The sequence below is a fragment of the Leisingera sp. CC-HEC093 genome, assembly GCF_059429195.1.
This window is the reverse complement of the sequence record NZ_JCAIJR010000001.1, coordinates 3,301,278-3,323,282: the sequence shown is the minus strand read 5'-3', so window position 1 is coordinate 3,323,282 and position 22,005 is coordinate 3,301,278. Positions and strand designations below refer to the sequence as shown.

Annotated in this window: 20 protein-coding genes; 15 read left to right on the top strand and 5 right to left on the bottom strand. The window is 62.4% G+C overall.

The window, feature by feature from the left end; all coding sequences use genetic code 11:
* The first annotated feature begins 17 nt into the window (after positions 1–17).
* Complete coding sequence (locus AC5STB_RS16285) at positions 18–545, top strand: Hint domain-containing protein (RefSeq protein WP_495443845.1); 528 nt, start codon at positions 18–20, stop codon at positions 543–545.
* Positions 546–548: 3 nt separating this feature from the next.
* Here AC5STB_RS16285 and AC5STB_RS16280 read toward each other — a convergent pair whose 3' ends face one another.
* On the bottom strand, positions 549–2,144 hold the full coding sequence (locus tag AC5STB_RS16280) for an NAD(P)H-hydrate dehydratase (protein ID WP_495443844.1): 1,596 nt from the start codon (positions 2,142–2,144) through the stop codon (positions 549–551).
* 169 nt (positions 2,145–2,313) lie between these two features.
* On the opposite strand from AC5STB_RS16280, the gene AC5STB_RS16275 reads away from it, so the two are divergent.
* The 5 genes from AC5STB_RS16275 (at position 2,314) to AC5STB_RS16255 (ending at position 7,536) form a co-directional block, all read left to right on the top strand.
* The gene (locus AC5STB_RS16275) at positions 2,314–2,652 is read left to right on the top strand and encodes a P-II family nitrogen regulator (RefSeq protein ID WP_008554830.1); all 339 of its coding nucleotides are present in this window, start codon (positions 2,314–2,316) and stop codon (positions 2,650–2,652) included.
* A gap of 45 nt (positions 2,653–2,697) precedes the next feature.
* Positions 2,698–4,104: a type I glutamate--ammonia ligase gene (glnA, locus tag AC5STB_RS16270; protein WP_495443843.1), complete on the top strand. Its 1,407-nt coding sequence runs from the start codon at positions 2,698–2,700 to the stop codon at positions 4,102–4,104.
* A 120-nt stretch (positions 4,105–4,224) separates the two neighbouring features.
* Entirely contained in the window at positions 4,225–5,472 is a 1,248-nt protein-coding gene (locus AC5STB_RS16265; RefSeq protein ID WP_495443842.1) for an Hsp70 family protein, read from the top strand.
* Positions 5,473–5,565: 93 nt separating this feature from the next.
* A complete protein-coding gene (locus tag AC5STB_RS16260) occupies positions 5,566–6,360 on the top strand; it encodes a lytic murein transglycosylase (protein ID WP_495443841.1) in 795 nt (264 codons plus the stop codon).
* A gap of 339 nt (positions 6,361–6,699) precedes the next feature.
* Positions 6,700–7,536 carry a hypothetical protein gene (locus tag AC5STB_RS16255; RefSeq protein WP_495443840.1) on the top strand — a complete coding sequence of 279 codons (837 nt, stop codon included), beginning with the start codon at positions 6,700–6,702 and terminating at the stop codon, positions 7,534–7,536.
* Here AC5STB_RS16255 and AC5STB_RS16250 read toward each other — a convergent pair.
* Entirely contained in the window at positions 7,533–8,321 is a 789-nt protein-coding gene (locus AC5STB_RS16250; protein ID WP_495443839.1) for a heme-dependent oxidative N-demethylase family protein, read from the bottom strand. The two genes, AC5STB_RS16255 and AC5STB_RS16250, sit on opposite strands and share 4 nt — an antisense overlap.
* Positions 8,322–8,470: 149 nt before the next feature.
* On the opposite strand from AC5STB_RS16250, the gene dddP reads away from it, so the two are divergent.
* On the top strand, positions 8,471–9,814 hold the full coding sequence (gene dddP, locus AC5STB_RS16245; protein ID WP_495443838.1) for a dimethylsulfonioproprionate lyase DddP: 1,344 nt from the start codon (positions 8,471–8,473) through the stop codon (positions 9,812–9,814).
* A 68-nt stretch (positions 9,815–9,882) separates the two neighbouring features.
* Here the strand turns inward: dddP and AC5STB_RS16240 are convergent, their stop codons facing one another.
* A complete protein-coding gene (locus AC5STB_RS16240) occupies positions 9,883–10,431 on the bottom strand; it encodes an NUDIX hydrolase (protein WP_495443837.1) in 549 nt (182 codons plus the stop codon).
* 95 nt (positions 10,432–10,526) lie between these two features.
* On the opposite strand from AC5STB_RS16240, the gene AC5STB_RS16235 reads away from it, so the two are divergent.
* The gene (locus AC5STB_RS16235) at positions 10,527–11,759 is read left to right on the top strand and encodes a bifunctional alpha/beta hydrolase/OsmC family protein (RefSeq protein WP_495443836.1); all 1,233 of its coding nucleotides are present in this window, start codon (positions 10,527–10,529) and stop codon (positions 11,757–11,759) included.
* Between the two features lie 247 nt (positions 11,760–12,006).
* Positions 12,007–12,264: a DUF6455 family protein gene (locus AC5STB_RS16230; protein WP_495443835.1), complete on the top strand. Its 258-nt coding sequence runs from the start codon at positions 12,007–12,009 to the stop codon at positions 12,262–12,264.
* A gap of 73 nt (positions 12,265–12,337) precedes the next feature.
* Here the strand turns inward: AC5STB_RS16230 and AC5STB_RS16225 are convergent, their stop codons facing one another.
* The gene (locus AC5STB_RS16225) at positions 12,338–12,652 is read right to left on the bottom strand and encodes a hypothetical protein (RefSeq protein WP_495443834.1); all 315 of its coding nucleotides are present in this window, start codon (positions 12,650–12,652) and stop codon (positions 12,338–12,340) included.
* Between the two features lie 120 nt (positions 12,653–12,772).
* Here AC5STB_RS16225 and purB point away from each other — a divergent pair, with 120 nt between their 5' ends.
* The 5 genes from purB (at position 12,773) to AC5STB_RS16200 (ending at position 18,125) form a co-directional block, all read left to right on the top strand.
* Entirely contained in the window at positions 12,773–14,077 is a 1,305-nt protein-coding gene (purB, locus tag AC5STB_RS16220; RefSeq protein WP_495443833.1) for an adenylosuccinate lyase, read from the top strand.
* Between the two features lie 127 nt (positions 14,078–14,204).
* The gene (locus AC5STB_RS16215) at positions 14,205–15,182 is read left to right on the top strand and encodes an aminoglycoside phosphotransferase family protein (protein WP_495443832.1); all 978 of its coding nucleotides are present in this window, start codon (positions 14,205–14,207) and stop codon (positions 15,180–15,182) included.
* Positions 15,183–15,277: 95 nt separating this feature from the next.
* Entirely contained in the window at positions 15,278–15,811 is a 534-nt protein-coding gene (locus tag AC5STB_RS16210) for a tetratricopeptide repeat protein (RefSeq protein ID WP_495443831.1), read from the top strand.
* Between the two features lie 75 nt (positions 15,812–15,886).
* Positions 15,887–17,059, top strand: coding sequence for a flagellar motor switch protein FliG (locus tag AC5STB_RS16205; protein WP_495443830.1), 1,173 nt, complete (start codon positions 15,887–15,889; stop codon positions 17,057–17,059).
* A gap of 127 nt (positions 17,060–17,186) precedes the next feature.
* Positions 17,187–18,125, top strand: a complete 939-nt coding sequence (locus AC5STB_RS16200; protein ID WP_495443829.1) for a lysophospholipid acyltransferase family protein — start codon at positions 17,187–17,189, stop codon at positions 18,123–18,125.
* Positions 18,126–18,128: 3 nt separating this feature from the next.
* Here AC5STB_RS16200 and AC5STB_RS16195 read toward each other — a convergent pair whose 3' ends face one another.
* The gene (locus AC5STB_RS16195; RefSeq protein ID WP_495443828.1) at positions 18,129–18,830 is read right to left on the bottom strand and encodes a DUF1223 domain-containing protein; all 702 of its coding nucleotides are present in this window, start codon (positions 18,828–18,830) and stop codon (positions 18,129–18,131) included.
* A 223-nt stretch (positions 18,831–19,053) separates the two neighbouring features.
* Here AC5STB_RS16195 and acnA point away from each other — a divergent pair, with 223 nt between their 5' ends.
* On the top strand, positions 19,054–21,828 hold the full coding sequence (gene acnA / locus AC5STB_RS16190; protein ID WP_495443827.1) for an aconitate hydratase AcnA: 2,775 nt from the start codon (positions 19,054–19,056) through the stop codon (positions 21,826–21,828).
* Positions 21,829–22,005 lie beyond the last annotated feature (177 nt).

Sequence of the window (22,005 nt, the reverse complement as noted above, 5' to 3'; positions counted from 1 at the left end):
ACAAAGCGAGCAAAACTATGAAACCGTTTGGAAATGCGGCCCTGCGCGCGCAAATGGCTATGCGCGGCCAGGCACAGCCCCGGCGCCTGTTTCAAGGCAACCAGAACATCAGTCTATTGCGCGGCACCAGCGTGCTGACCCGCGAGGGCGAACGCGCGGCTGAGGAAATCAAATCCGGCGACAGCCTGATCACCCGCACCCAAGGGATGGCGCAAGTGGAGGCTGTTCGGACCCGCCGCGCAATGCTGCAGGCGGTGTGTTTTACCGCGGGTTCACTGGGTGATACGCGCGCGGACGGCGATCTGGTTGTGCCCTGGGATCAGCGCATCCTGGTGCGCGACTGGCGTGCCAAGGCCCTGTTCGGCCAGCCGCAGGCCGTGGTGCCGGCCTATGAGTTGGTGGATGGCGAGTTTATCCGCGACCTTGGGCTGCAGATGATGGACCTGACGGTGCTGGAGTTTTCCCGCCCGCATGTGATCTATGCAGGCGGTTTGGAACTGGCTGCAGCTGCCGCACCGCAGGAAGACCTGCGCCCGGCGGCCTGACCTTTAGAGGCCCAGCTTGCGGAATACCGCGGGGATCTGCTCCGGCAGATCCTCGGCAATCAGGCCGGGGCCGAATTCCAGCGCGCATTCCACATGGATATAGGCCGCGGTTTCCGCCGCCTGCATCGGGGCGAACCCGCGCGCCATCAGCCCGGTGATGAAGCCTGCCAGCACGTCGCCCGACCCCGCGGTTGCCAGCCAGGGCGCAGACCGCTTGTAATGGGCTGAGTTGACAGAGCAGCGCCCGTCCGGCGCGGCGATCACCGTATCCGGCCCCTTGAACAGCACCACGCAGCCCGCGCGCTTGGCGGCCTCGCGGGTGGCGTCCACCTTGGAATAGGCGGGGCCTGTGGCCGCGGGCGCGTTGAGTTTCTCCGCGAGGTCCGGGAACAGCCTGGCAAATTCACCGCCATGCGGGGTGATCACGCAATTTTCGTGCAAGGCCTCAAACAGCGCCTCGGGCTTCAGTTCAAACCGTGTCAGCGCATCGGCATCCAGAACGGTTGGCCGCTGTTCCTTCAGCGCCGCAAATACCATCGCCTGCGTGTCCGCGCCGCGGCCCATGCCGGGGCCGAGGCAGAGCGCGCTGAGACGGTCGTCTTCCAGCAGTTCCGCCAGCCCGTGCGCGCCGTCGATCTGGCGCAGCATGATAGCGGTCAGGTTGGCGGCGTTTTCAAACATTGCCGAACGGGGAGAGCCGACAGTGACCAGCCCCGCTCCGATCCGCAGCGCTCCGCGGGCGGCAAGACGCGCCGCGCCGGTCTTGCCGTGGCCGCCGGAGAGGATGAGGGCGTGGCCGTGGGAGTATTTGTGGCCTTGAGTTGGCCTGCCAAGCACCGCTGCAGGCTTAGTCAGCAACTTGGCAGCATCAATTCCAGTGTGAGAAAGTCCTATGCTCTTCACCACTGTCTTTCCGCATTTGAAAGGCCCCCATCCCAAATGATGCCCTTGCTTGAGTGCATGAAAACTAACTGTCAATGCAGCAAGCACAGTCTCGGCTCCTACGCACAGTTCACGGCCACTGTCCGCGCATAGTCCTGACGGGACATCAATCGAGACTGTTTTTTCCGCGGCACCAGCATCCGAAACACGGCTCGCAGCCCAATCAAGGGCCTCGCCAGTTAAGCCCCGTTTCAATCCTGTTCCAAACAAAGCATCAACATACAGATCGGCTTCATGCGAAAATTTCGGTGCGTCTGACAGTGGCTTTGTTTGTCCCAATTCCCGCCACCGCTCATAATTCGCCTTCGCATCCGGTGGCAGCTTGTCAGGATCGCCGTAAAGGAACACCCCCACCTCCCAGCCGCGCTCTTTCAACAACCGCGCCACCACAAAACCGTCACCGCCGTTGTTGCCCGGCCCGCACAGGACCACTGCACGGCGCGCCGTTTCATCTTTCCCCAAATACTCCGGGGAGCGCGAGGGGCTGGCCCCTCGCCCGCTCTCAACAGGCCCCGCCAGTTCCGGCCACTCCTCGAAGATGGCCTCGACCACCCCCTGCCCGGCCCGTTCCATCAGCTCCAACCCGGTCACTTCACCGGACTCGATGGCAGCCTGCTCAATCGCCCGCATCTGGGCTGCGGTCAGCAGTTCGGTCATGTTTTGCCCTTCCCCGATTCAATTCTGCGCAATTTGCAGGCGCAGCGCTTAATTTTTAGGCACACGTGTTCAAATCCTGCCCACTATTGCCGCAGCCGCAGCCTCCTGCATTGCTGGGTTCATTTAGAAGTGAAATGACACCCCCAACAAGCTTGCGAGGAGCCCAGGCATGAAAAAGATCGAAGCCATCATCAAGCCTTTTAAACTGGATGAGGTGAAGGAAGCGTTGCAGGACGTCGGTGTGCAGGGTCTTTCTGTCATCGAGGTCAAGGGCTTCGGCCGCCAGAAGGGCCACACCGAGCTTTACCGCGGCGCCGAATATGTGGTCGACTTCCTGCCCAAGGTGAAGGTCGAGGTTGTGCTGGACGACGATCAGGTCGACCAGGCGATCGAGGCCATCGTCGATGCCGCCAAGACCGACAAGATCGGCGATGGCAAGATCTTTGTCTCGCCCGTCGAGCAAGCGATCCGCATCCGTACCGGCGAGACCGGCCCGGACGCGCTGTAAGAATTCAACAAACATCCTGACATCTAAATCAGAAGGACCGAGGGAATGAGCGTAGACGCAGTTCTCAAGACACTCAAAGAAGAAGACGTCGCCTATGTCGACATCCGTTTCACCGACGTGCGCGGCAGGTTGCAGCACGTGACCGTGGACGTGGACCTCGTTGACGAGGACTTCCTGGAAGAAGGCTTCATGTTCGACGGCTCCTCGATCGCCGGCTGGAAGTCGATCGAAAACTCCGACATGAAACTGATGGCGGACACCACCTCTGCCTATATCGATCCGTTCTACGCGGAAAAAACCCTGTGCCTGCACTGCTCCATCGTTGAGCCCGACACCGGCGAAGCCTATGAGCGCGACCCGCGCGGCACCGCGCAGAAAGCAGAGGCTTACCTCAAGTCCTCCGGCATCGGCGACGTGGCCTATATGGGGCCGGAAGCGGAGTTCTTCCTGTTCGACGACGTGCGGTATTCCAACACCATCAACAAGGTGTCTTACGAGGTCGACGCGACCGACGGCTCCTGGAACACCGACGCCGAGTTCGAAATGGGCAACATGGGCCACCGCCCGGGCCTGAAGGGCGGCTACTTCCCGGTCAACCCGACCGACGAAGCCCAGGACCTGCGCTCCGAGATGCTGTCGACCATGAAGCGCCTGGGCATGAAGGTCGACAAGCACCACCACGAGGTTGCGTCCTGCCAGCACGAACTGGGCCTGATCTTCGATAGCCTGACCAAACAGGCGGACGAGCTGCAGAAGTACAAGTACATCATCCACAACGTGGCGCACGCCTATGGCAAGTCGGCAACCTTCATGCCGAAGCCGATCTATGGCGACAACGGCTCCGGCATGCACGTGAACATGTCGATCTGGAAAGACGGCAAGCCGCTGTTTGCAGGCGACAAATATGCTGATCTGTCGCAGGAAGCACTGTACTTCATCGGCGGCATCCTGAAGCATTCCAAGACTCTGAATACCTTCACCAACCCGTCCACCAACTCCTACAAGCGCCTGATCCCGGGCTTTGAGGCCCCGGTTCTGCGCGCCTACTCTGCCCGCAACCGTTCCGGCTGTGTGCGTATTCCGTGGACTGAAAGCCCGAAAGCCAAGCGCGTCGAGGCCCGTTTCCCCGATCCGGCGGCAAACCCCTACCTGTGCTTTGCCGCGCTGCTGATGGCCGGCCTGGACGGCATCAAGAACAAGATCGATCCGGGCGAAGCCATGGACAAGAACCTGTACGATCTGCCGGCCGAAGAGCTGGAAGGCATCCCGACCGTCTGCGGCTCTCTGCGTGAAGCCATGGACGCGCTGGCCGCCGACCACGACTTCCTGCTGCAGGGCGACGTGTTCACCAAGGACCAGATCGACGGCTACATCGAGCTGAAGATGGAAGAGGTTCACAAGTACGAGCACACCCCGCATCCGGTGGAATTCGGCATGTACTACAGCTGCTAAGCTGCTGGAACAGACATGGACAGGGCGCCCTTCGGGGCGCCCTTTTCATTTGCGGGCCTTGCTCTTGGGCCCGGCCTTCCGTATCCAGCGCGGCTCAGCCCGGCAGACAGGAGCCTTCCCATGACCGTCCCCAACACCCTTGGCATCGACTTTGGCACCTCCAACTCGGCCGCCGGGATCGCAGTAGCGGGCCGTCCCTGGCTGGTGGAAATGGAGCCGGGCGAGCAGACCCTGCCCACTGCGGTGTTCTTTGAAGACGGCAGCCGCAATATGAGGATCGGCCACAGTGCCACGCGAGCGCTGATTAATGGCGACGAGGGGCGGTTCATGCGGGCGCTGAAAAGCCTGCTGGGCACGCCGCTGCTGCAGGAGGAACGGCGGCTGGGCGGCGAGCGTTTGAGTTTCGCCACCCTGATTGCGCGGTTCCTGGCCGAGATGAAGGCCCGCGCCGAAGCGGCAACGCATATGGAGTTCACCCATGCGCTGTCCGGGCGTCCGGTGCGGTTCCATTCCAAGGATGAGGACCGCAATGCCCAAGCAGAGAAAGACCTGCGCGCCTGCTATCTGGAAGCCGGGTTTCAGGACGTGATGTTCATGTATGAGCCGGAGGCCGCGCTGCGCGCCGCCGCGCCTGCACCGGGTCTGGGGCTGATTGTCGATATCGGCGGCGGCACCTCCGACTTCACGGCCTTTGAACAGGGTCCCGATGGGGATGCCCGCATTCTGGCCTCCCATGGGGTCCGGCTGGGCGGTACCGATTTCGACCGGCAACTAAGCATCCGCCATGTCATGCCGCTCCTGGGCCGGGGCAGCCCGATCCGCAACAGCTTTGGCGGCGGCACCCTGCCGGCACCGAACCGGCTGTTCAACGATCTGGCCACTTGGCAGATGATCCCGTTTCTTTATGCCCCGGAAAGCCGCCGGGCGGCACAGGATCTGGCGGCCAATGCGGTGGAGCCGGAAAAGCTGGCGCGGCTGGTGGCGGTGCTGGAAGATGAGCTGGGCCATGAGCTGGCCTTTGCGGTGGAGCACGGCAAAATCCGCGCCAATGGCAGCGAAGGCGCGGCGCTGATCGACCTCAAGCTGCTGGAGCGCGGGCTGTCGCTGCCGCTGGATGCCCCTGCCATGAGCGAGACGCTGGCGGAGCAGACAACGGCAATCGGGGCCTGTGCCGCAGAGACCTTGGCACGGGCCGGGATTGCGCCTGACCGGGTTGCGCGGATCGTCCTGGTCGGCGGCTCTTCGCTTTTGGCGGCGGTGCAGGCAGAGATGCGCAGCCTGTGCCCAAATGCCCGGCTGGAAACGGGAAATGCGATGACAGCTGTTGCAGACGGCCTGGCACTGGCCGCGGGCAGCGCCTTTGCCTGAGGAAATGGGAACCAATGAAAGCTTTTCCCGTTAGACATGGGCAGCCAACGCGTTAGGCTGCGAACCATGAGTCACATTTCGAGAGTTTGCTTCATGCGCCGGCTGATTGTCCCTGCCCTGATTTCCGCCTTTCTTGCCTCCCCTGCCCTCGCCGCCAACTGCGGCAACACTTCTGCCGGGTTTGACGCCTGGAAACAGGACTTCCAGCGCGAGGCCAAGCGCGCAGGCGTGCGCAAGGCGGGACTGCAGGCACTGGCGAATGCACAATATGCCCGCCGCACCATTTCCGCCGACCGCAACCAGAAGAGCTTTAAATACTCGCTGGAGAAATTCATGCAGATCCGCGGCTCCGCCACCATCGTGGCGCAGGGCCGCAAGCGCAAGGCGCGCAACCCGGACTTCTATGCAGCGCTGGAGCGCAAGTACGGCGTGCCCGCGGGCGTGCTGATTGCGATCCACGGCATGGAAACTGCCTTTGGCAATTACATGGGCGACAGCCAGGTGGTCTCGGCCATCGTGACGCTGACATATGACTGCCGCCGTTCTGATTTTTTCCGGCCGCATGCGCTGGGAGCGCTGAAGCTGGTGGATCAGGGGGCAATTACGACGGCGACCCGGGGGGCCAAACACGGGGAGCTGGGGCACACCCAGTTCCTGCCGGGCAACGCGCTGGCTTACGGTCAGGACTGGGACGGCAACGGGCGGGTGGATTTCTACAATATGGGGGATGCACTGGCGTCCACTGCAAATTACCTGCGCCAGAAAGGCTGGAAGCCTGGCAAGGGTTATCAGCCGGGCGAACCGAACTACCGCGTGCTGAAGGAATGGAATGCCGCCAGTGTCTATCAGCAGTCGCTGGCCATTATGGGCCGCCAGATCGACGGCTGATCCGCTGCCGCACTGCCGTTGCCGAAGCGATTGCGCCCGCCGCTAAGGCGGGTGTTTTACGTTGAGGCCGCGTGTAAGCGACAATCAGCGCGAGTCACGCGGGATTGCAGGCCTTTGGGCATCAATGTGTTCGAACGCCGCCACAGTTGAGCCGCAATCAAGGCCGCCCGCCCACGCCCGGCCCCGGCATTTTTATTAAAATTCAGTATCTTGACGGCCGCCACATTTGAGCTGAAACACCTGCGGCACCGGCGTTGCAACCTGTCACGCCTGCCCAACTTTCAACTACTTCAAATTTTACAGTTTCTGTGTCGGCACCCTGAATGGAGGAACCAGGCAATGGCAGAGAATGTGCAATATACTGGCAGGCTGGGACTGGAAAGCCGCGAGGCCGGGACCCTTTCCGCGGCGGTGAATGCGGTTGCGGACACGCTTGACGATTTCGGCCATCCGGCGGAGAAAATCGAGGCGCGGGCGGAGAATACCGTCAAGCTGCAATGCGATCACTACCTGGTGACCCTGCGCCTGCGCCGGGTGCCCTTGCGGCGCAACAGCAAGCTGCCCAGCAGCGTCATGCAGCCGGCAGCCCTGCTGGATCTTGTGCTGTCGCCGGTCTTTCCAGGCTACTGCGATCAGGAAATCTCAGAACTGCTGCTGGCGGAAACCCTGCGGCGCCTGCTATCGGCGGTAGAGGCAACCTCGGTCGAGTGGCTCGACAGCGAGGTCGCGCTCACCTGTGAGCAGTTCCTAAGCGCGTTTGCCTCCGAGGGCCGCATCGCGGAACAGCCTGCGGCGGCGGCCTCTGCCACCGTTGCCCGCCAGTTGGAACGCCCCGCAGCCCCCAAGCCGCGCGGCCGGGAGTGCTTCACACCGGTCGATCAGACCGCTATCGCGCTTGACGCTCACTGCGACCGCGCCCTTCAGGCCGCGCAGGCAAGCAAGGCTGCCAGCGTCTCTGTTTCTGAAGCGGCCCGCGCGTTTACCAGCAGCCGGATGATCACTAGTACGCCCCAGCGCCGCTGGGGCGGGCAGCTGCGGGCCTCAGCCGCAGCTGCGCTTAGCCTCACCGGCCCGCGGCGCCTGCGGCTCATCAGCCATCTGCTGCTGCTGACGGCTCTGGTTCTGTATCTGGAAAGCGCCGGCATGGTACAGGCCGCCCGGCCGCTGATCCCCTAGGACGGGGTTCCCTCTGAAATTCCAGCCGGTGCCCCGTCCGGGGCACCCCATTGGCGCAGCACATCTGCGCGCGCAACGACCCGGGTGTGAATGGCAAACACCACCGCGCGGGTTTCCGGCAGCCGCAGAATCATCTGCTTTTCCGTGCGCAAATAACCGGCGCGGCTGCCGTGCGACTTGTCCCGCGGCGCATTTTGGCTGCGCGGCTGGAACAGCGCGGGATCCTGATACCACAAGGCGTTGAACCGCCACAGCGGCCGGCCCGCCTGCACCCCGTCGAACAGCCTCTGCACACGGGACGCAATGCTGCTGCCGTAGCTGTCCACCGGCTGGTGTATCCCAGTCAGCGGGCGCATGAATTTCTCTGCCAGTGTCCAGCTTGCCGGAAAGCATAGGACCGCACCGGTCAGAACATGCTCCGCCGCGCCTTCCGGTTTCTGCAACAGGCAGAAATCCTGCTGGGTGAGGCGCCCAAGGGTGCCCAGCGGGTCCTGCCGGCCGATCGCAACACGCAGCCCGTCAGCCCGCACCGCAAAGGCGCCGGCGCTGGGATCAATGTCCTTCAAAACCAGCTCCAGAAGTTCCTGCGCTGCCGCCGTCGCGCCGGGGGCCAGTTGCAGGACCGCGTCCCGACGGGTGGCCAGGAGGCGCTCCCGCTCGGCCATCTGGCCGGCAAAAGCCTCATCCGCTGCCAGCCAGTCCTCAGGCGGAAGCGGCTGGATGCCGGGCAGTTTCCTTTGCTCAAGCGGGTTGTAGGGGATGGTTTTCTGCAGAAGCGCGGTCATGCCCAAGCGGTAGCATACCGCGGCAAAAAATCCAGCAGCAACACCGCAACACGGGTCAGAAACGACCGCCGAATACGTCGTTTTCGGCAGCGATTACCGGCGCCAGCAGCGCCACATTGGACAGGACTGTGCAGCAAGGACATCCCAGCATGAACGAGCATTACCGCGACATCCGCAAGATCGACCCGACCCGCGGCGCCAAACTGGGCGACAACACACCCAACGACAATGACCGCGTCGAGATCGGCCCGACCCAGCTGGCTTTTGCTGAATGGGCAGAGGCCGGACTGCAGCTGCCCGACCTGCAGGCATTGCGCAAGTTCCGCTGGGAACGGCTGGTCCGGTTCATCAACGACCGCGGCTATGGCGGCCTCTTGGTGTTTGATCCGCTGAACATCCGCTATGCGACCGATTCCACCAACATGCAGCTGTGGAACACCCACAACCCGTTCCGCGCGCTCTTGATCTGCGCCGACGGCTACATGGTGCTGTGGGATTACAAGCAGTCGCCGTTCCTCAGCGAATTCAACCCGCTGGTGCGCGAGCAGCGCGCCGGGGCCGACCTGTTCTATTTCGACCGCGGCGACAAGATCGACGTGGCCGCCGACAAGTTCTCCAACGAGGTGCGTATCCTGCTGGAGGAACACAGCGGCAGCAACAGGCGGCTGGCGGTGGACAAGGTGATGCTGCACGGGCTGCGCGCGCTGGAGGCGCAGGGGCTGGAGATTTTCCCTGGCGAGGAGCTGACCGAGAAATGCCGGGCAGTGAAGGGCCCGGACGAAATCCTGGCGATGCGCTGCGCCCATCACGCCTGCGAAACCGCGGTGGCGGCAATGGAAAAATTCGCCCGCGAGCAGATCCCGGGCGGCAATATCTCCGAGGACGACGTCTGGGCGGTACTGCACGCGGAAAACATCCGCCGCGGCGGCGAATGGATCGAAACCCGGCTTCTGGCCTCAGGCCCGCGCACCAACCCTTGGTTCCAGGAATGCGGCCCCCGGATCATCCAGAACAACGAGATGATCAGTTTCGACACCGATCTGGTCGGCTCTTACGGCATTTGCATCGACATCTCCCGCAGCTGGTGGATCGGCGATCAGAAGCCGCGGGCCGATATGGTCTATGCCATGCTGCACGGGGTCGAACACATCCGCCACAATATGGAAATGCTGAAGCCCGGTGTGAACATCCAGGAGCTGTCACGCAGCTGCCATGTGCTGGATGACCAGTTCCAGAAGCAGAAATACGGCTGCATGATGCACGGCGTCGGCCTGTGTGATGAATGGCCGCTGGTGGCCTATCCGGACCAGATGGTCGAGGGCGCCTTCGACTATGAGCTGGAGCCGGGCATGGTTCTGTGTGTCGAGGCGCTGGTGTCGCCGGAGGGCGGTGATTTCTCCATCAAGCTGGAGGATCAGGTGCTGATCACTGAGGACGGCCATGAAAACCTGACCAGCTACCCCTTTGATAAGGCGCTGCTGGGCGAAGCCTGATCCGTTACAGCCGGTCCCTCCTGCCAGGAGGGGCCGGGGCAGCCTGCGGCGCCGTGAGGCGCCTCCGCTTAACAATGGCTGCTGAGGAAAGGCGCAAGCTTATCACGCAGCACCAGCACGCCGGGTGAGTCCGTCACCTCTTCCAGCTGCTTCAACGGCACCCAGGCCAGGGCGTGGGATTCATCGCTGGGTGCGATCTCCCCCGCCTCTGCCTGAAACAGGTAGCGCACGTCGTAGTGCCAATGCGCGCAGTCGCGTGCATTGGCCGGGATTTCGTGGATGTCGACGTCGAATACCTGATCCGACAGCGGCCTGATCCGCCCCAGCCCACTTTCCTCGTAGGCTTCCTTCAGCGCCACAAAGGGCACGTCGGCAATGCCGTCGCAGTGGCCGCCCAGCTGGAACCAGCGGTTTAGCTTTTTGTGATGGGTCAGAAGCACGCTTTTCATGTCCTTTGACAGCACAAAGGCGGAGCCGGTGACATGGCCGGTTTCCGGGTCCCGGCCGAAGGCCTGAGGCTCGCTGTTGCAGAAATCCATCAAACGCTGCCACATCCCGCGGTCCCGAGTATTCCGCGGACTGTAACATCCGATGCCCGTAAGGGTGCTGCTGCTCATCTGCCTTCACCTTCCCGTTACGTTCCGTCCCATTGCCTTGTTCAGGACCGATTGAGCGCTCAATCTATGCCGGACACCCAACAAAGGCCACGCCCATGTCCACGGAACGGATCACCTTCACCGGCCACGCCGGAAACACCCTTGCTGCCCGCCTCGACCTGCCCGATGGGCCGGTGCTGGCCACCGCGCTGTTTGCCCATTGCTTCACCTGTTCCAAGGACATCCCGGCAGCGCGGCGGATTGCCGGGCGGCTGGCGGCGATGGGGATTGCGGTTTTGCGGTTCGACTTCACCGGGCTGGGGCATTCGGAGGGCGAGTTTGAAAACACCACATTCAGTTCCAACGTGGCGGATCTGATCAAGGCGGCGCAGTATCTGGCGGGGCGCAGCATGGCACCGGCGCTGCTGATCGGCCATTCGCTGGGCGGTGCTGCTGTGCTGCGGGCGCGCGCAGGTATTCCTTCAGTCAAGGGGGTGGTGACGCTCGGGGCGCCGTTTGATCCGGGCCATGTTTCTCATCATTTCGACGCCGCCCTGCCGGAGATCGAAGCCAAGGGCCGCGCAGAGGTCTGCCTGGGCGGGCGGCCGTTTGTGATCGGCAAGGAGTTTGTCGACGATATTCATGCCGAGGCGCTGGCGCCTGCAATTGCGGAGCTGAAGGCGGCGCTGCTGGTGCTGCATGCGCCGCGTGATGAGACTGTGAGCGTCGACAATGCCGCGTCGATCTTCACCGCTGCGAAACACCCCAAGAGCTTTGTCACCCTGGATGACGCCGACCACCTGATTTCCCGCGCGGCAGATGCCGAATACGCGGCAGAAGTGATCGCCGCCTGGGCGGGGCGCTATGTGAAAATGGCACCGCCTGCGCCGCCGCCCGGCGCGCCAGAGGGCATCCTGCGGGTGACGGAGGCAGACCCGGAGGGCTTCCTGCAGGACGTGCAGTCCGGCCCCTACCACCATGCGTTTGCCGATGAGCCGCTGGCCTATGGCGGCACCAACCGCGGCATGTCTCCCTATGGCTTTGTCGCCGCCGGCCTGGGCGCCTGCACTTCGATGACGCTGCGGATGTATGCCCGGCGCAAGGGCTGGCCGCTGGAGGGGATCAGCGTCGATGTGAGCCATGACAAGGTGCACGCTCAGGACGCGCTGCCGTCAGGGCCTGCTAAGATCGACCAGTTCACCCGGGTGGTGCGCCTCTGCGGTCCCCTAAGCGATGATCAACGCGCGCGCCTGCTGGAAATCGCCGACAAATGCCCGGTGCACCGCACCCTGGAAAGCAGCGCCAAAGTGGTGACCCGCCTGGAGTCCACGGAGCAGGCAGAGGCCTGACGCCCGAATTCTCCGGCAGTGCTCCCGCGCCCGTCTGGTGCAGGCAACCTGCACCAGCAGCGGCCTTGGGCCCGGCGCCGCGCAAGGCGCGGCGCCGGGCCCAACTGCGCAAGGTCTTCGTCAGAAGGCCGCAGCGCAGGCGGGAGAACCTGACGGTTGAGAACTTTGCGCCACATCAATGTGCCGGGGCAAATTTCCCCGCATTCTGTCTCTGCATCCGGAAACGAAGGGACTTGGGAGGAGACACATGGGACTTTTTGCAAAGCTCGGGCGCAGCAGCGATCTGGTGCAGGGCATGGCCAGCCGGCTGGGCGTCGACTATGGCGCGATCGTCGCCGCAGATCCGCAGGCGCAGGGCCAGAAATACATGCGCGCAATCCTGCGCTGCAGCACCTGCCGCAATCAGGACGGCTGCAGCGACCTGCAGCGGGAGACAACAGAATTGGCGGAGGCGCCGTCCTACTGCCGCAACGCCCAGCTGCTGGCGCATTTGCGGGGCGGCTGACAGCCCGCGGCCTGTCGTATCACGCTCTCTGGACGTTCACAGCCTCCCACGGCACACGGCTCCGCGTGCCCGGTTACTCCTTTGGGTCGGCGTAGCGCCCCATGGTGATGTCCCCGCCCACCCCGACAAACCTGAACGCCTCGCCGTCGCTTTCCAGCACATAACAGGCCCACAGGTCCGAGGGCGGCCAGGTGGAGCAGTATTTGCCGTCCCGCACGCCCCAGTAGCCCCAGCTGTCATGGCCCGCATTGTAGAGCGTCCGGCCCGAGGCGCGGAACTCCTGCCAGGCGCCGCTGCCGTAGACCAGCCGCTGCCCTTCCAGCACCGTCTGCACCTCCTCACCGTCCAGCCCCCCGCCATTCGCCGCCCCAAACCGGTGAAACTGCACATGATACCGCAATCATCAGGGCAATCTGCCTCATCCCCGCCTCCCAGCCTTGCTGTCCTGCCTCTGCTGATCTAAGAGGCCGGGCATCTGCTGCGCAATCACATAAAGGTGCCTTCGCCAATGATCCCCCGCTATTCCCGCCCCGAGATGGTCGCAATCTGGTCGCCCGAGACCAAATTCAAGATCTGGTACGAGATCGAGGCCCACGCCTGTGAAGCCATGGCCAACCTGGGGGTGATCCCGCGCGAGAACGCCGACGCGGTGTGGAAAGCCAAGGATGTGGACTTCGACGTTGCCCGCATCGACGAGATCGAGGCGGTGACCAAGCATGACGTGATCGCCTTCCTTACCCACCTGGCGGAGCATGTTGGCTCCGAAGAAGCCCGGTTCGTGCATCAGGGCATGACCTCCTCCGACGTGCTGGACACCTGCCTGAACGTGCAGCTGGTGCGTGCCGCCGACATCCTGCTGGATGGCATGGATAAGGTGCTGGCGGCGCTGAAGAAACGCGCGCTGGAGCACAAGAACACTGTGCGCGTCGGCCGCAGCCACGGCATCCACGCCGAGCCCACCACCATGGGCCTGACCTTCGCCCGCTTCTATGCGGAAATGGACCGCAACAAGAACCGCCTGGAAAAAGCCCGCTGGGAAGTCGCCACCGGCGCGATCTCCGGCGCGGTCGGCACCTTCGCCAACATCGACCCGGCGGTTGAAGAGCACGTCTGCGAGCAGCTGGGCCTGCGCCCCGAGCCGATCTCCACCCAGGTGATCCCGCGCGACCGCCACGCGATGTTCTTTGCCACACTGGGCGTCATTGCGTCGTCGATCGAGAACGTTGCCGTGGAAATCCGCCACATGCAGCGCACTGAAGTGCTGGAAGGCGCGGAATTCTTCTCGATGGGCCAGAAAGGCTCCTCTGCGATGCCGCACAAGAAGAACCCGGTGCTGACCGAGAACCTCACCGGCCTTGCGCGTCTGGTGCGTATGGCGGTGATCCCGGCGATGGAGAACGTGGCACTGTGGCATGAGCGCGACATCTCGCATTCCTCCGTCGAGCGCGGCATTGGACCGGATGCGACCATCACCCTGGACTTTGCCCTGCACCGCCTGGCCGGTGTTGTCGACAAGATGCTGGTGTTCCCGGAGAACATGCTGGACAACATGAACAAATTCCCCGGCCTGGTGATGTCGCAGCGGGTGCTGCTGGCGCTGACCCAGGCAGGCGTCAGCCGCGAGGACGCCTATTCCATGGTACAGCGCAACGCCCTGAAGGTTTGGGAAGAACGCGTCGATTTCCGTGAGCTGCTGCTGGCGGACGCCGATGTGGTTGCGGCCCTTGGCGAAGAAGCGATCAACGAGAAATTCGACATGGGCTACCACACCAAACATGTCGACACGATCTTCCGCCGGGTATTCGGCGAGTAAGCCGCACGCAGTATTGAATTTTCGCGCCCCGTCAGCCTGACGGGGCGTTTTTCATTCGGCTTTCACCCTTTGGCTGATAAGAGTTTGCGGAGTACGCCACCTCAAAGACCCTCACACTAATTCTCACATGCTCCTTTTTGCCGATTTTGACGAAAGCCTCATTCAGGACCATGTCCGGGAATTTCAGGCCGCGGCCGGCGTGCCGGGAACCTTCGCTGTGAATTGCATTCACAAAGCAAGCGATCCCGGCCGAGAACAGATGGTTTTCACACTTCTGCACGAAACCGGCACCACTTTGATTTTGAAAAAGGACTTCCAGGCCGGAAACAGCTGGATCGAACGAGAATACCGCCTGTTTCAGAAGGTTCAGCCGCATTTTGCGGCCTCCGAAAAGTGCCGCATCATTGCGCCGGTCTATCTTGCCGCGGACAGGAGCTTTCACATTACGGAGTTCGAAAAGGGCCGGACGGCAACGGAAGCCCTGCGCAACCCGCAATCCCCGGCCCAGGCCAACCAGGTCTTCCGCAGGGCCGGCGCATGGCTGAACCACCTGCATCAGTTCTCGCCGGAAGAGCCGGAAAACATCTGGATGAATTGGATTTTTGATCAGCTTGAAAATGCCGCGGCAGACGGCAGCGGCATGATCTCGCAGGATTACTATGCCAGTTTTGCAGCGCAGTTGCTGGACCAATCCCGGAACTTGCAGGGCAGCCCCTGCCCGCGCGTGTTTTCGCACGGCGACTTTCACAGCGGTAACCTGATCCTCGGCAGCGGCACCGCCTGCGGCCTGGATTTGGCCTATGCCAAACATAAGCCCGCCATTTACGACGTAGTGGATTTTCTGACCAGTGATTTGACCACCCCGGCCCACCCCGGTGACATCGGGCCCGGCGGTGTCCGGCGGGCCAGTACTGAGTTCTTTTTTAAGACGTACAGGCGCTCGTTCAGCGCCCCCTTGCTGAACTTTCACTTGCGGGCCAAGCTGTTATTGAAGCTGGCACGAAATCAGGCAGCCGAAGTGGAAAAGAGCCCGAGAGCCCGAAAGAGGTTTGATACCCTGCTTGCCCGGCTGGACTGTGCGTTTTCCCAGCCCCTTGGCGGCTGACCCCGTCACCTCCCGTATATTTGATGAGAATGAAGTCGCCCGCACGCGGGTTGTGCGGTTACATTACGGAAGACATTGCTTTTGGAGCTTCAAACATGCGCATTTTCGCCTTGGCCGCCGCCCTGACTCTGCCTGTTGCTGCCCTTGCCGCCAGCGGCAACGATTGGAACCCGCCGAAACCCTCGGAGACCACCAAGACCTGCAAGGGCAAACGGGTCTGGGATGATGACAAAAAGCGCTGCGTGCGGCCGCGCAAATCCTCGCTGAACCAGGACGGGCTACTGAATGCAGCGCGTGAGCTGGCCTATGCCGGGCGCCAGGAAGACGCGCAGGCAGTGCTGAGCGCGATGGCGGATCAGCAGGACACCATGGTTCTGACCTATTGGGGGTTCACCCACCGCAAACTGGGCAATCAGGAACTGGCACAGACCTATTACGATCAGGCACTGGCGCAAGACCCTGACAATATCCTGGCACGCTCCTACATGGGCCAAGGTTTTGTAACACAAGGTAAATACGGCGCTGCCAAAGCGCAGTTGCAGGAAATCAAGGCGCGCGGCGGCGATGGCAGCTGGGCCGCGGCCTCTCTGCGCGACGCCTTGGAAACAGGTGCCTCTTACGACTACTAGGCTTCAGGCTTTCTTTACGGCTTTCCGCGTAACCTGACCTCGATGATTGAGAAGAATCTTTTCTAGGGTGCGAGAATGCCTCAAGACAACATGCTGGCGCTTCCAATGGATTTGGGCGGGGGCGACATGGGCGGAATGGACATGGGCGACTTCGCCGCTCCCGCACCGATGGGCGGTCTGGATGCAGGCGGCCTGAGCGGTGCGATGGGCGGCGGCTCCATGGCCGGCGAGGCAGATGTTTCCGGCCTCAGCGGCAAGGCCAAAGCGGCCATCATTGTGCGGCTGCTGCTGAATGAAGGCGCCGAAATTCCGCTTGAAGAGCTGCCCGACGACCTGCAGCTGGAGCTGACCCAGCAGATGGGCCGGATGAGAATTGTGGACCGCGCCACGCTGAATGCTGTGGCGGGTGAATTTGCCGATATGCTGGACAATGTAGGCCTGCACTTTCCCAATGGCCTGGCCGGAGCGCTGAACGCGATGGAGGGCAAAATCAGCCGCTACACCCACAACCGCCTGCGCAAGGAAGCCGGCGTTCGCCAGTTCGGCGACCCCTGGGAACGCCTGAAGCAGCTGCCGCCGGAGGACCTGGCGCAGCTGGCGGAGGCCGAAAGCACCGAAGTGGCCGCAGTTCTGCTGTCCAAGCTGGACACTGCCAAGGCTGCACAGATGCTGATCCATCTTCCTGGCCCGGTTGCCCGCCGGATTACCTATGCCGTCAGCCAGACTGCCAATGTGACACCCGACACGGTGGACCGCATCGGCCTGTCGCTGGCCGCCCAGGTGGAGGCGCGTCCCGACCTGGCCTTCGATCAGACACCGGGCCAGCGGCTTGGCGGTATTCTGACCGAGGCCGCCGCCGCCAAACGCGACGAGGTGCTGGTTGCGCTGGATGAAGAGGACGAGGAATTCGCAATCAAGGTACGCAAGGCCATCTTCACCTATGCGCTGATTGGCGAACGGATGAAGCCATTGGATGTGCCCAAGCTGATGAAGGTGCTGTCGCAGGCCGATCTGGTTACGGCCATAGCCTTTGCCACCGACGAGGAGGACGTCGCAACCAGCGAGTTCCTGCTGAAGAATATGTCCAGCCGTATGGCCGACAACATCCGCGACGAGGTGGCCGAGCGCGGCAGGGTCAAGCGCAGCGACGGCGAAACCGCCTTTGGCCTGATCATTTCCGCCATGCGCGACCTGGTGGCGACCGGCGAGATTGAGCTGAGATCCGATGAAGAGGAAGAAGAGAGCTAATCCCTGCTCTCCCGCTCCTTCGGCAGGCAGGCGCAGACGCCGTCTCAGAGCTGCTTGTGCCTGCTGCCGCCCCTGCGTATGATGCAGACTTCCTGGCGCAGTTGCGCGCCGCAGCCATCCAGACGCCATGCCCGCAGATCCTTCCGAGCTCTCCGCCCTGAGCCATGCCAGTTACTTTGGCAGCAACCTGTTTCTTCGTGGTCTGCTGCTGGCGGCCCGGCTGGTTCCCTACCACCTGCGCGTTCCGATGATGGGCCGGCTGGTCACCGCAATGGGCCGGCTCGCCGGGTTCGACAAGCGGGTGCGCGACAACCTGACGCTGGTCAGCCCGGAACTGTCGGATCTGAACCCGGGCGCGCTGTACCGGGACGTCAGCGACAACGCCGGACGGATGATTGCGGAAATCTACGCCGGCAAGCCGTTTCATGACCGCGCCAAGGCGGCACCGATCACCGGCCCTGGCCTGCAGGCATTGGAAGACGCCCGCGCGGCGGGCCGCCCGGTTTTGCTGGCCACCGCCCACTTCGGCAATTACGACGCTGCCCGTTCTGCTCTGTTCGCCCGCGGCTATGAGATGGGTGCCTTGTACCGCCGCATGGCCAATCCCTATTTCAACGAGCATTATGTCGAGGCCATCAAAAAGAACGGCGAGCCAATGTTCGAACAGGGCAAGCGCGGGATGGTGGAGCTTGTCCGGCATCTGAAAAAGGGCGGTATTGCCGCCATCGTCACCGATCTGCACGCCCAGGGCGGCAAACCGATCGACTTTTTTGGCAAACCTGCGGTGACCTCAACTGTGCCGGCAGAGCTGGCGCTGAAATTCGGTGCAGCGCTGATCCCGGTCTATGCGGTCCGGCAGGACAATGGCCTGGATTTTGAGATCGTCATGAACGCCGAGATCCCGCCCACTGATCCGCTGGAGATGACCAAGGCCCTGAGTGCAGACCTGGAAACAATCGTGCGCAAGCACGCCGGTCAATGGTTCTGGATTCACCGCCGCTGGAAGTTCCGTAAACGTAAGGCGAAGTCCGGCCAGCCGGCCAAACGGGCCTCCGATACGGCCTGATGGTCAGTCGACGCGCGCGGCCGCAAGTATGCGGCCATAAGGGGCAGTCTGAACCAGCACCGCTGCAGGCAGGCTGCCGGGCGACGGAACCGAAATCTCCAGTTCCTGCGTACCGTCCCACTCGGCAGCAATTTCCCAATTCTCAACCACATTGGCATAGGACAGCGTCCGGCCTGCCAGCTCACCGCGGGTGATGCTGACGGAGCGTTCCGGGGTGTAGTGCACCAGTTGAACCAGCATCTTGCCTTCTGGCAGCGGCACGCGCGGCAGAAGCCGGATCTGCAGCTCTTCCCCTTGGCGGCTGACCGCCAGCGCAACCGGGCGCGGCTGTTTGCTGTGCTTGCCGATGGCCTCTTCGACCTGGATTGCATCGGCGCCCACCACATCCTCCTGCCCCATGATGATCATCTGCGGCGTATAGATCATCCGCCGTCCTCCGGCCTGGGCGTAACCTTTCTGCCGTTTGGTATGGGCGGGTTTTGCAAACTGATCTTTCCAGCCGATGTAATCCCAGTAGTCCACATGCAGCGCCAGCGGCAGGACATCCTGCCGCGCCGCAAGCTCATGCAGCAGCGCATCTGCAGGCGGGCACGAGGAACACCCCTGCGACGTGTACAGCTCAACCACCACAGGCTCAGCGGCGGATTGGCCGTAAACCGGCAAGGCAAGCCCTAGTACAGCCACGATCGGCGCCAGAAATCTCATGAGTCGCTTTCTTTATTCTTGAGGCTTCTGGTCTAAAGATGTGTCTGCAAATAGGCCAATCAATCATTTTTGAGGGCCATGCGAGGGCGCGTACTGCAAAAAATGTGTACTATTGCATACAAAAGTGCCCCCTGCGGCGTTTGGGCTATTGAATGCTTCATCTTCCTCATGCATTTAGCAGGCAGCGAATTCCCCGGTTACAAATTCTTGAGGGAGGCCAACCATGCCTATTACCGTCGGACAGGACAATGCCAAGGCGCGCAAAACGCTCAGCGTCAACGGCAAGTCGATCTCCTACTACTCCATCCCCGCAGCCACAGAAGCTGGCTTTGGCGACTTTTCCAAGCTGCCCGCCGCCCTGAAGGTGGTGCTGGAAAACATGCTGCGGTTCGAGGACGGCGGCTTTTCCGTCTCCACCGACGACATCAAGGCGTTTGCCGAATGGGCTGAAAAAGGCGGTAAGAACCCGCGTGAGATCGCCTACCGCCCTGCCCGCGTGCTGATGCAGGACTTCACCGGCGTTCCCGCCGTTGTCGACCTGGCCGCCATGCGCGACGGCATCGTCGGCCTGAAGGGCTCCGCCGCCAAGATCAACCCGCTTGTGCCCGTTGACCTGGTCATCGACCACTCGGTGATGATCGACGAATTCGGCAACCCGCGCGCGTTCCAGATGAACGTCGACCGCGAGTATGAGCGCAACATGGAGCGCTATCAGTTCCTGAAATGGGGTCAGAACGCGTTCAACAACTTCCGCGTTGTGCCGCCGGGCACCGGCATCTGCCACCAGGTGAACCTGGAATATCTGGCCCAGACTGTCTGGACCGATACAGACCAGAACGGTGACGAAGTCGCCTATCCGGACACGCTGGTCGGCACCGACTCCCACACCACCATGGTCAACGGCGCCGCCGTGCTGGGCTGGGGCGTTGGCGGCATCGAGGCCGAGGCAGCAATGCTGGGCCAGCCGATCTCCATGCTGATCCCCGAGGTCATCGGGTTTGAGCTGACCGGCGAGATGGTCGAAGGCACCACCGGCACGGACCTGGTTCTGAAGGTCGTGGAAATGCTGCGCGCCAAGGGCGTGGTCGGCAAGTTCGTCGAATTCTACGGGACCGGCCTGGACCGTCTGCCGCTGGCAGACCGTGCGACCATCGCCAACATGGCGCCTGAATACGGCGCCACTTGCGGTTTCTTCCCGATCGACGGCGAAACCCTGCGCTACCTGCGCAACACCGGCCGTGACGAGGACCGCATCGCGCTGGTTGAGGCTTACGCCAAGGAAAACGGTTTCTGGCGCGGCGCGGACTATGCACCGGTTTACACCGACACCCTGTCGCTGGACATGGGCAGCGTCGTTCCAGCCATCTCCGGCCCGAAACGGCCGCAGGACTACATCGCGCTGGATGCCGCTGCCACCACATTCCACGACTATGTCGAAGGCCAGCGCAGCGCCAAGGACGCCAGCGCGCGCGCCGAAGGCCGCTGGGAAGCTGAAGGCGGTCAGCCAGAACCTCAGGATATCCCTGGCGACAAGGGCCACCACAAGTCCGGCTTTGTCGCGACCGACGACAGCAACTACCAGCTGCACGACGGCTCCATCGTGATCGCCTCGATCACCTCCTGCACCAACACCTCCAACCCATATGTGATGATCGGCGCGGGCCTGGTTGCGCGCAAGGCAGCAGCCCTTGGCCTCAACCGCAAGCCCTGGGTCAAGACCTCGCTGGCGCCCGGTTCGCAGGTCGTGTCCGCCTATCTGGAGGCCGCCGGCCTGCAGGAGGATCTGGACAAGGTCGGCTTTAACCTGGTGGGCTACGGCTGCACCACCTGCATCGGCAACTCCGGCCCGCTGGCTGAGGAAATCTCCAAGTGCATCAATGACAACGATCTGATCGGTGTTTCGGTGCTGTCGGGCAACCGCAACTTCGAAGGCCGTATCTCACCGGACGTGCGCGCCAACTACCTGGCCTCGCCGCCGCTGGTGGTTGCTTATGCGCTGGTTGGCGACATGAATGTCGACATCACCACCGCACCGCTGGGCCAGGACAAGGATGGCAACGACGTCTTCCTGAAGGACATCTGGCCGACCCAGAAGGAAATCGCCGATCTGGTCGAAGCCACCGTCACCCGCGAGGCGTTTCAGTCGAAATACGCCGACGTCTTCAAAGGCGACGAAAAGTGGCAGGCGGTCGAGACCACCGATGCGGAAACCTATGACTGGCCCGCAACCTCGACCTACATCCAGAACCCGCCTTACTTCCAGGGCATGGGCACTGAGCCGGGCACCATCTCGAACATCGAGAACGCCAAGGTTCTGGCCGTTCTGGGCGACATGGTCACCACCGACCACATTTCCCCCGCCGGTTCCTTTGCCACCACTACGCCTGCAGGCCAGTATCTGCTGGAACGCCAGGTGCAGCCGCGTGAGTTCAACTCCTACGGCTCGCGCCGCGGCAACCACGAGATCATGATGCGCGGCACCTTTGCCAACATCCGCATCAAGAACGAGATGCTGGACGGCGTCGAAGGCGGCTACACCAAAGGTCCCGATGGCGAGCAGACCTCGATCTTTGACGCCTCAATGGCGCATCAGGCCAACGGCACGCCGCTGGTGGTGTTCGGCGGCGAGCAGTACGGTGCGGGATCCTCGCGCGACTGGGCGGCCAAGGGTACTGCGCTTTTGGGCGTCAAGGCGGTGATCGCAGAGAGCTTCGAGCGCATCCACCGTTCCAACCTGGTTGGCATGGGTGTGATCCCGTTCGAGTTCAGCGCAGGCGACACCCGCAAGTCTCTGGGCCTCACTGGCGAAGAAACCGTGTCGATCAGCGGCCTGGACACCATCCAGCCGCTGCAGGAAGTGCCCTGCTCGATCACCTTTGCCGATGGCTCGGTGAAAGAGATCACCCTGAAGTGCCGGATCGATACCGCGCCGGAGATCGAATACATCGAACACGGCGGCGTTCTGCACTATGTGCTGCGTAACCTGGCCAAGTCATAAGCTCTTCCAATCCTGAGCCTTTGAACATGCACCCCGCGGGGTGCATGTTTTTTTGCGCCCGTGAGTTTTTGCGGCAGTGGAAAGTTGAAATCATCCGTTGTTTCAACAGGCTTTGTCCGGCCCTGTATCCAATATACACTTTTTACGTGCAACCGTCAGAAGCTTTACCGGCTGTAC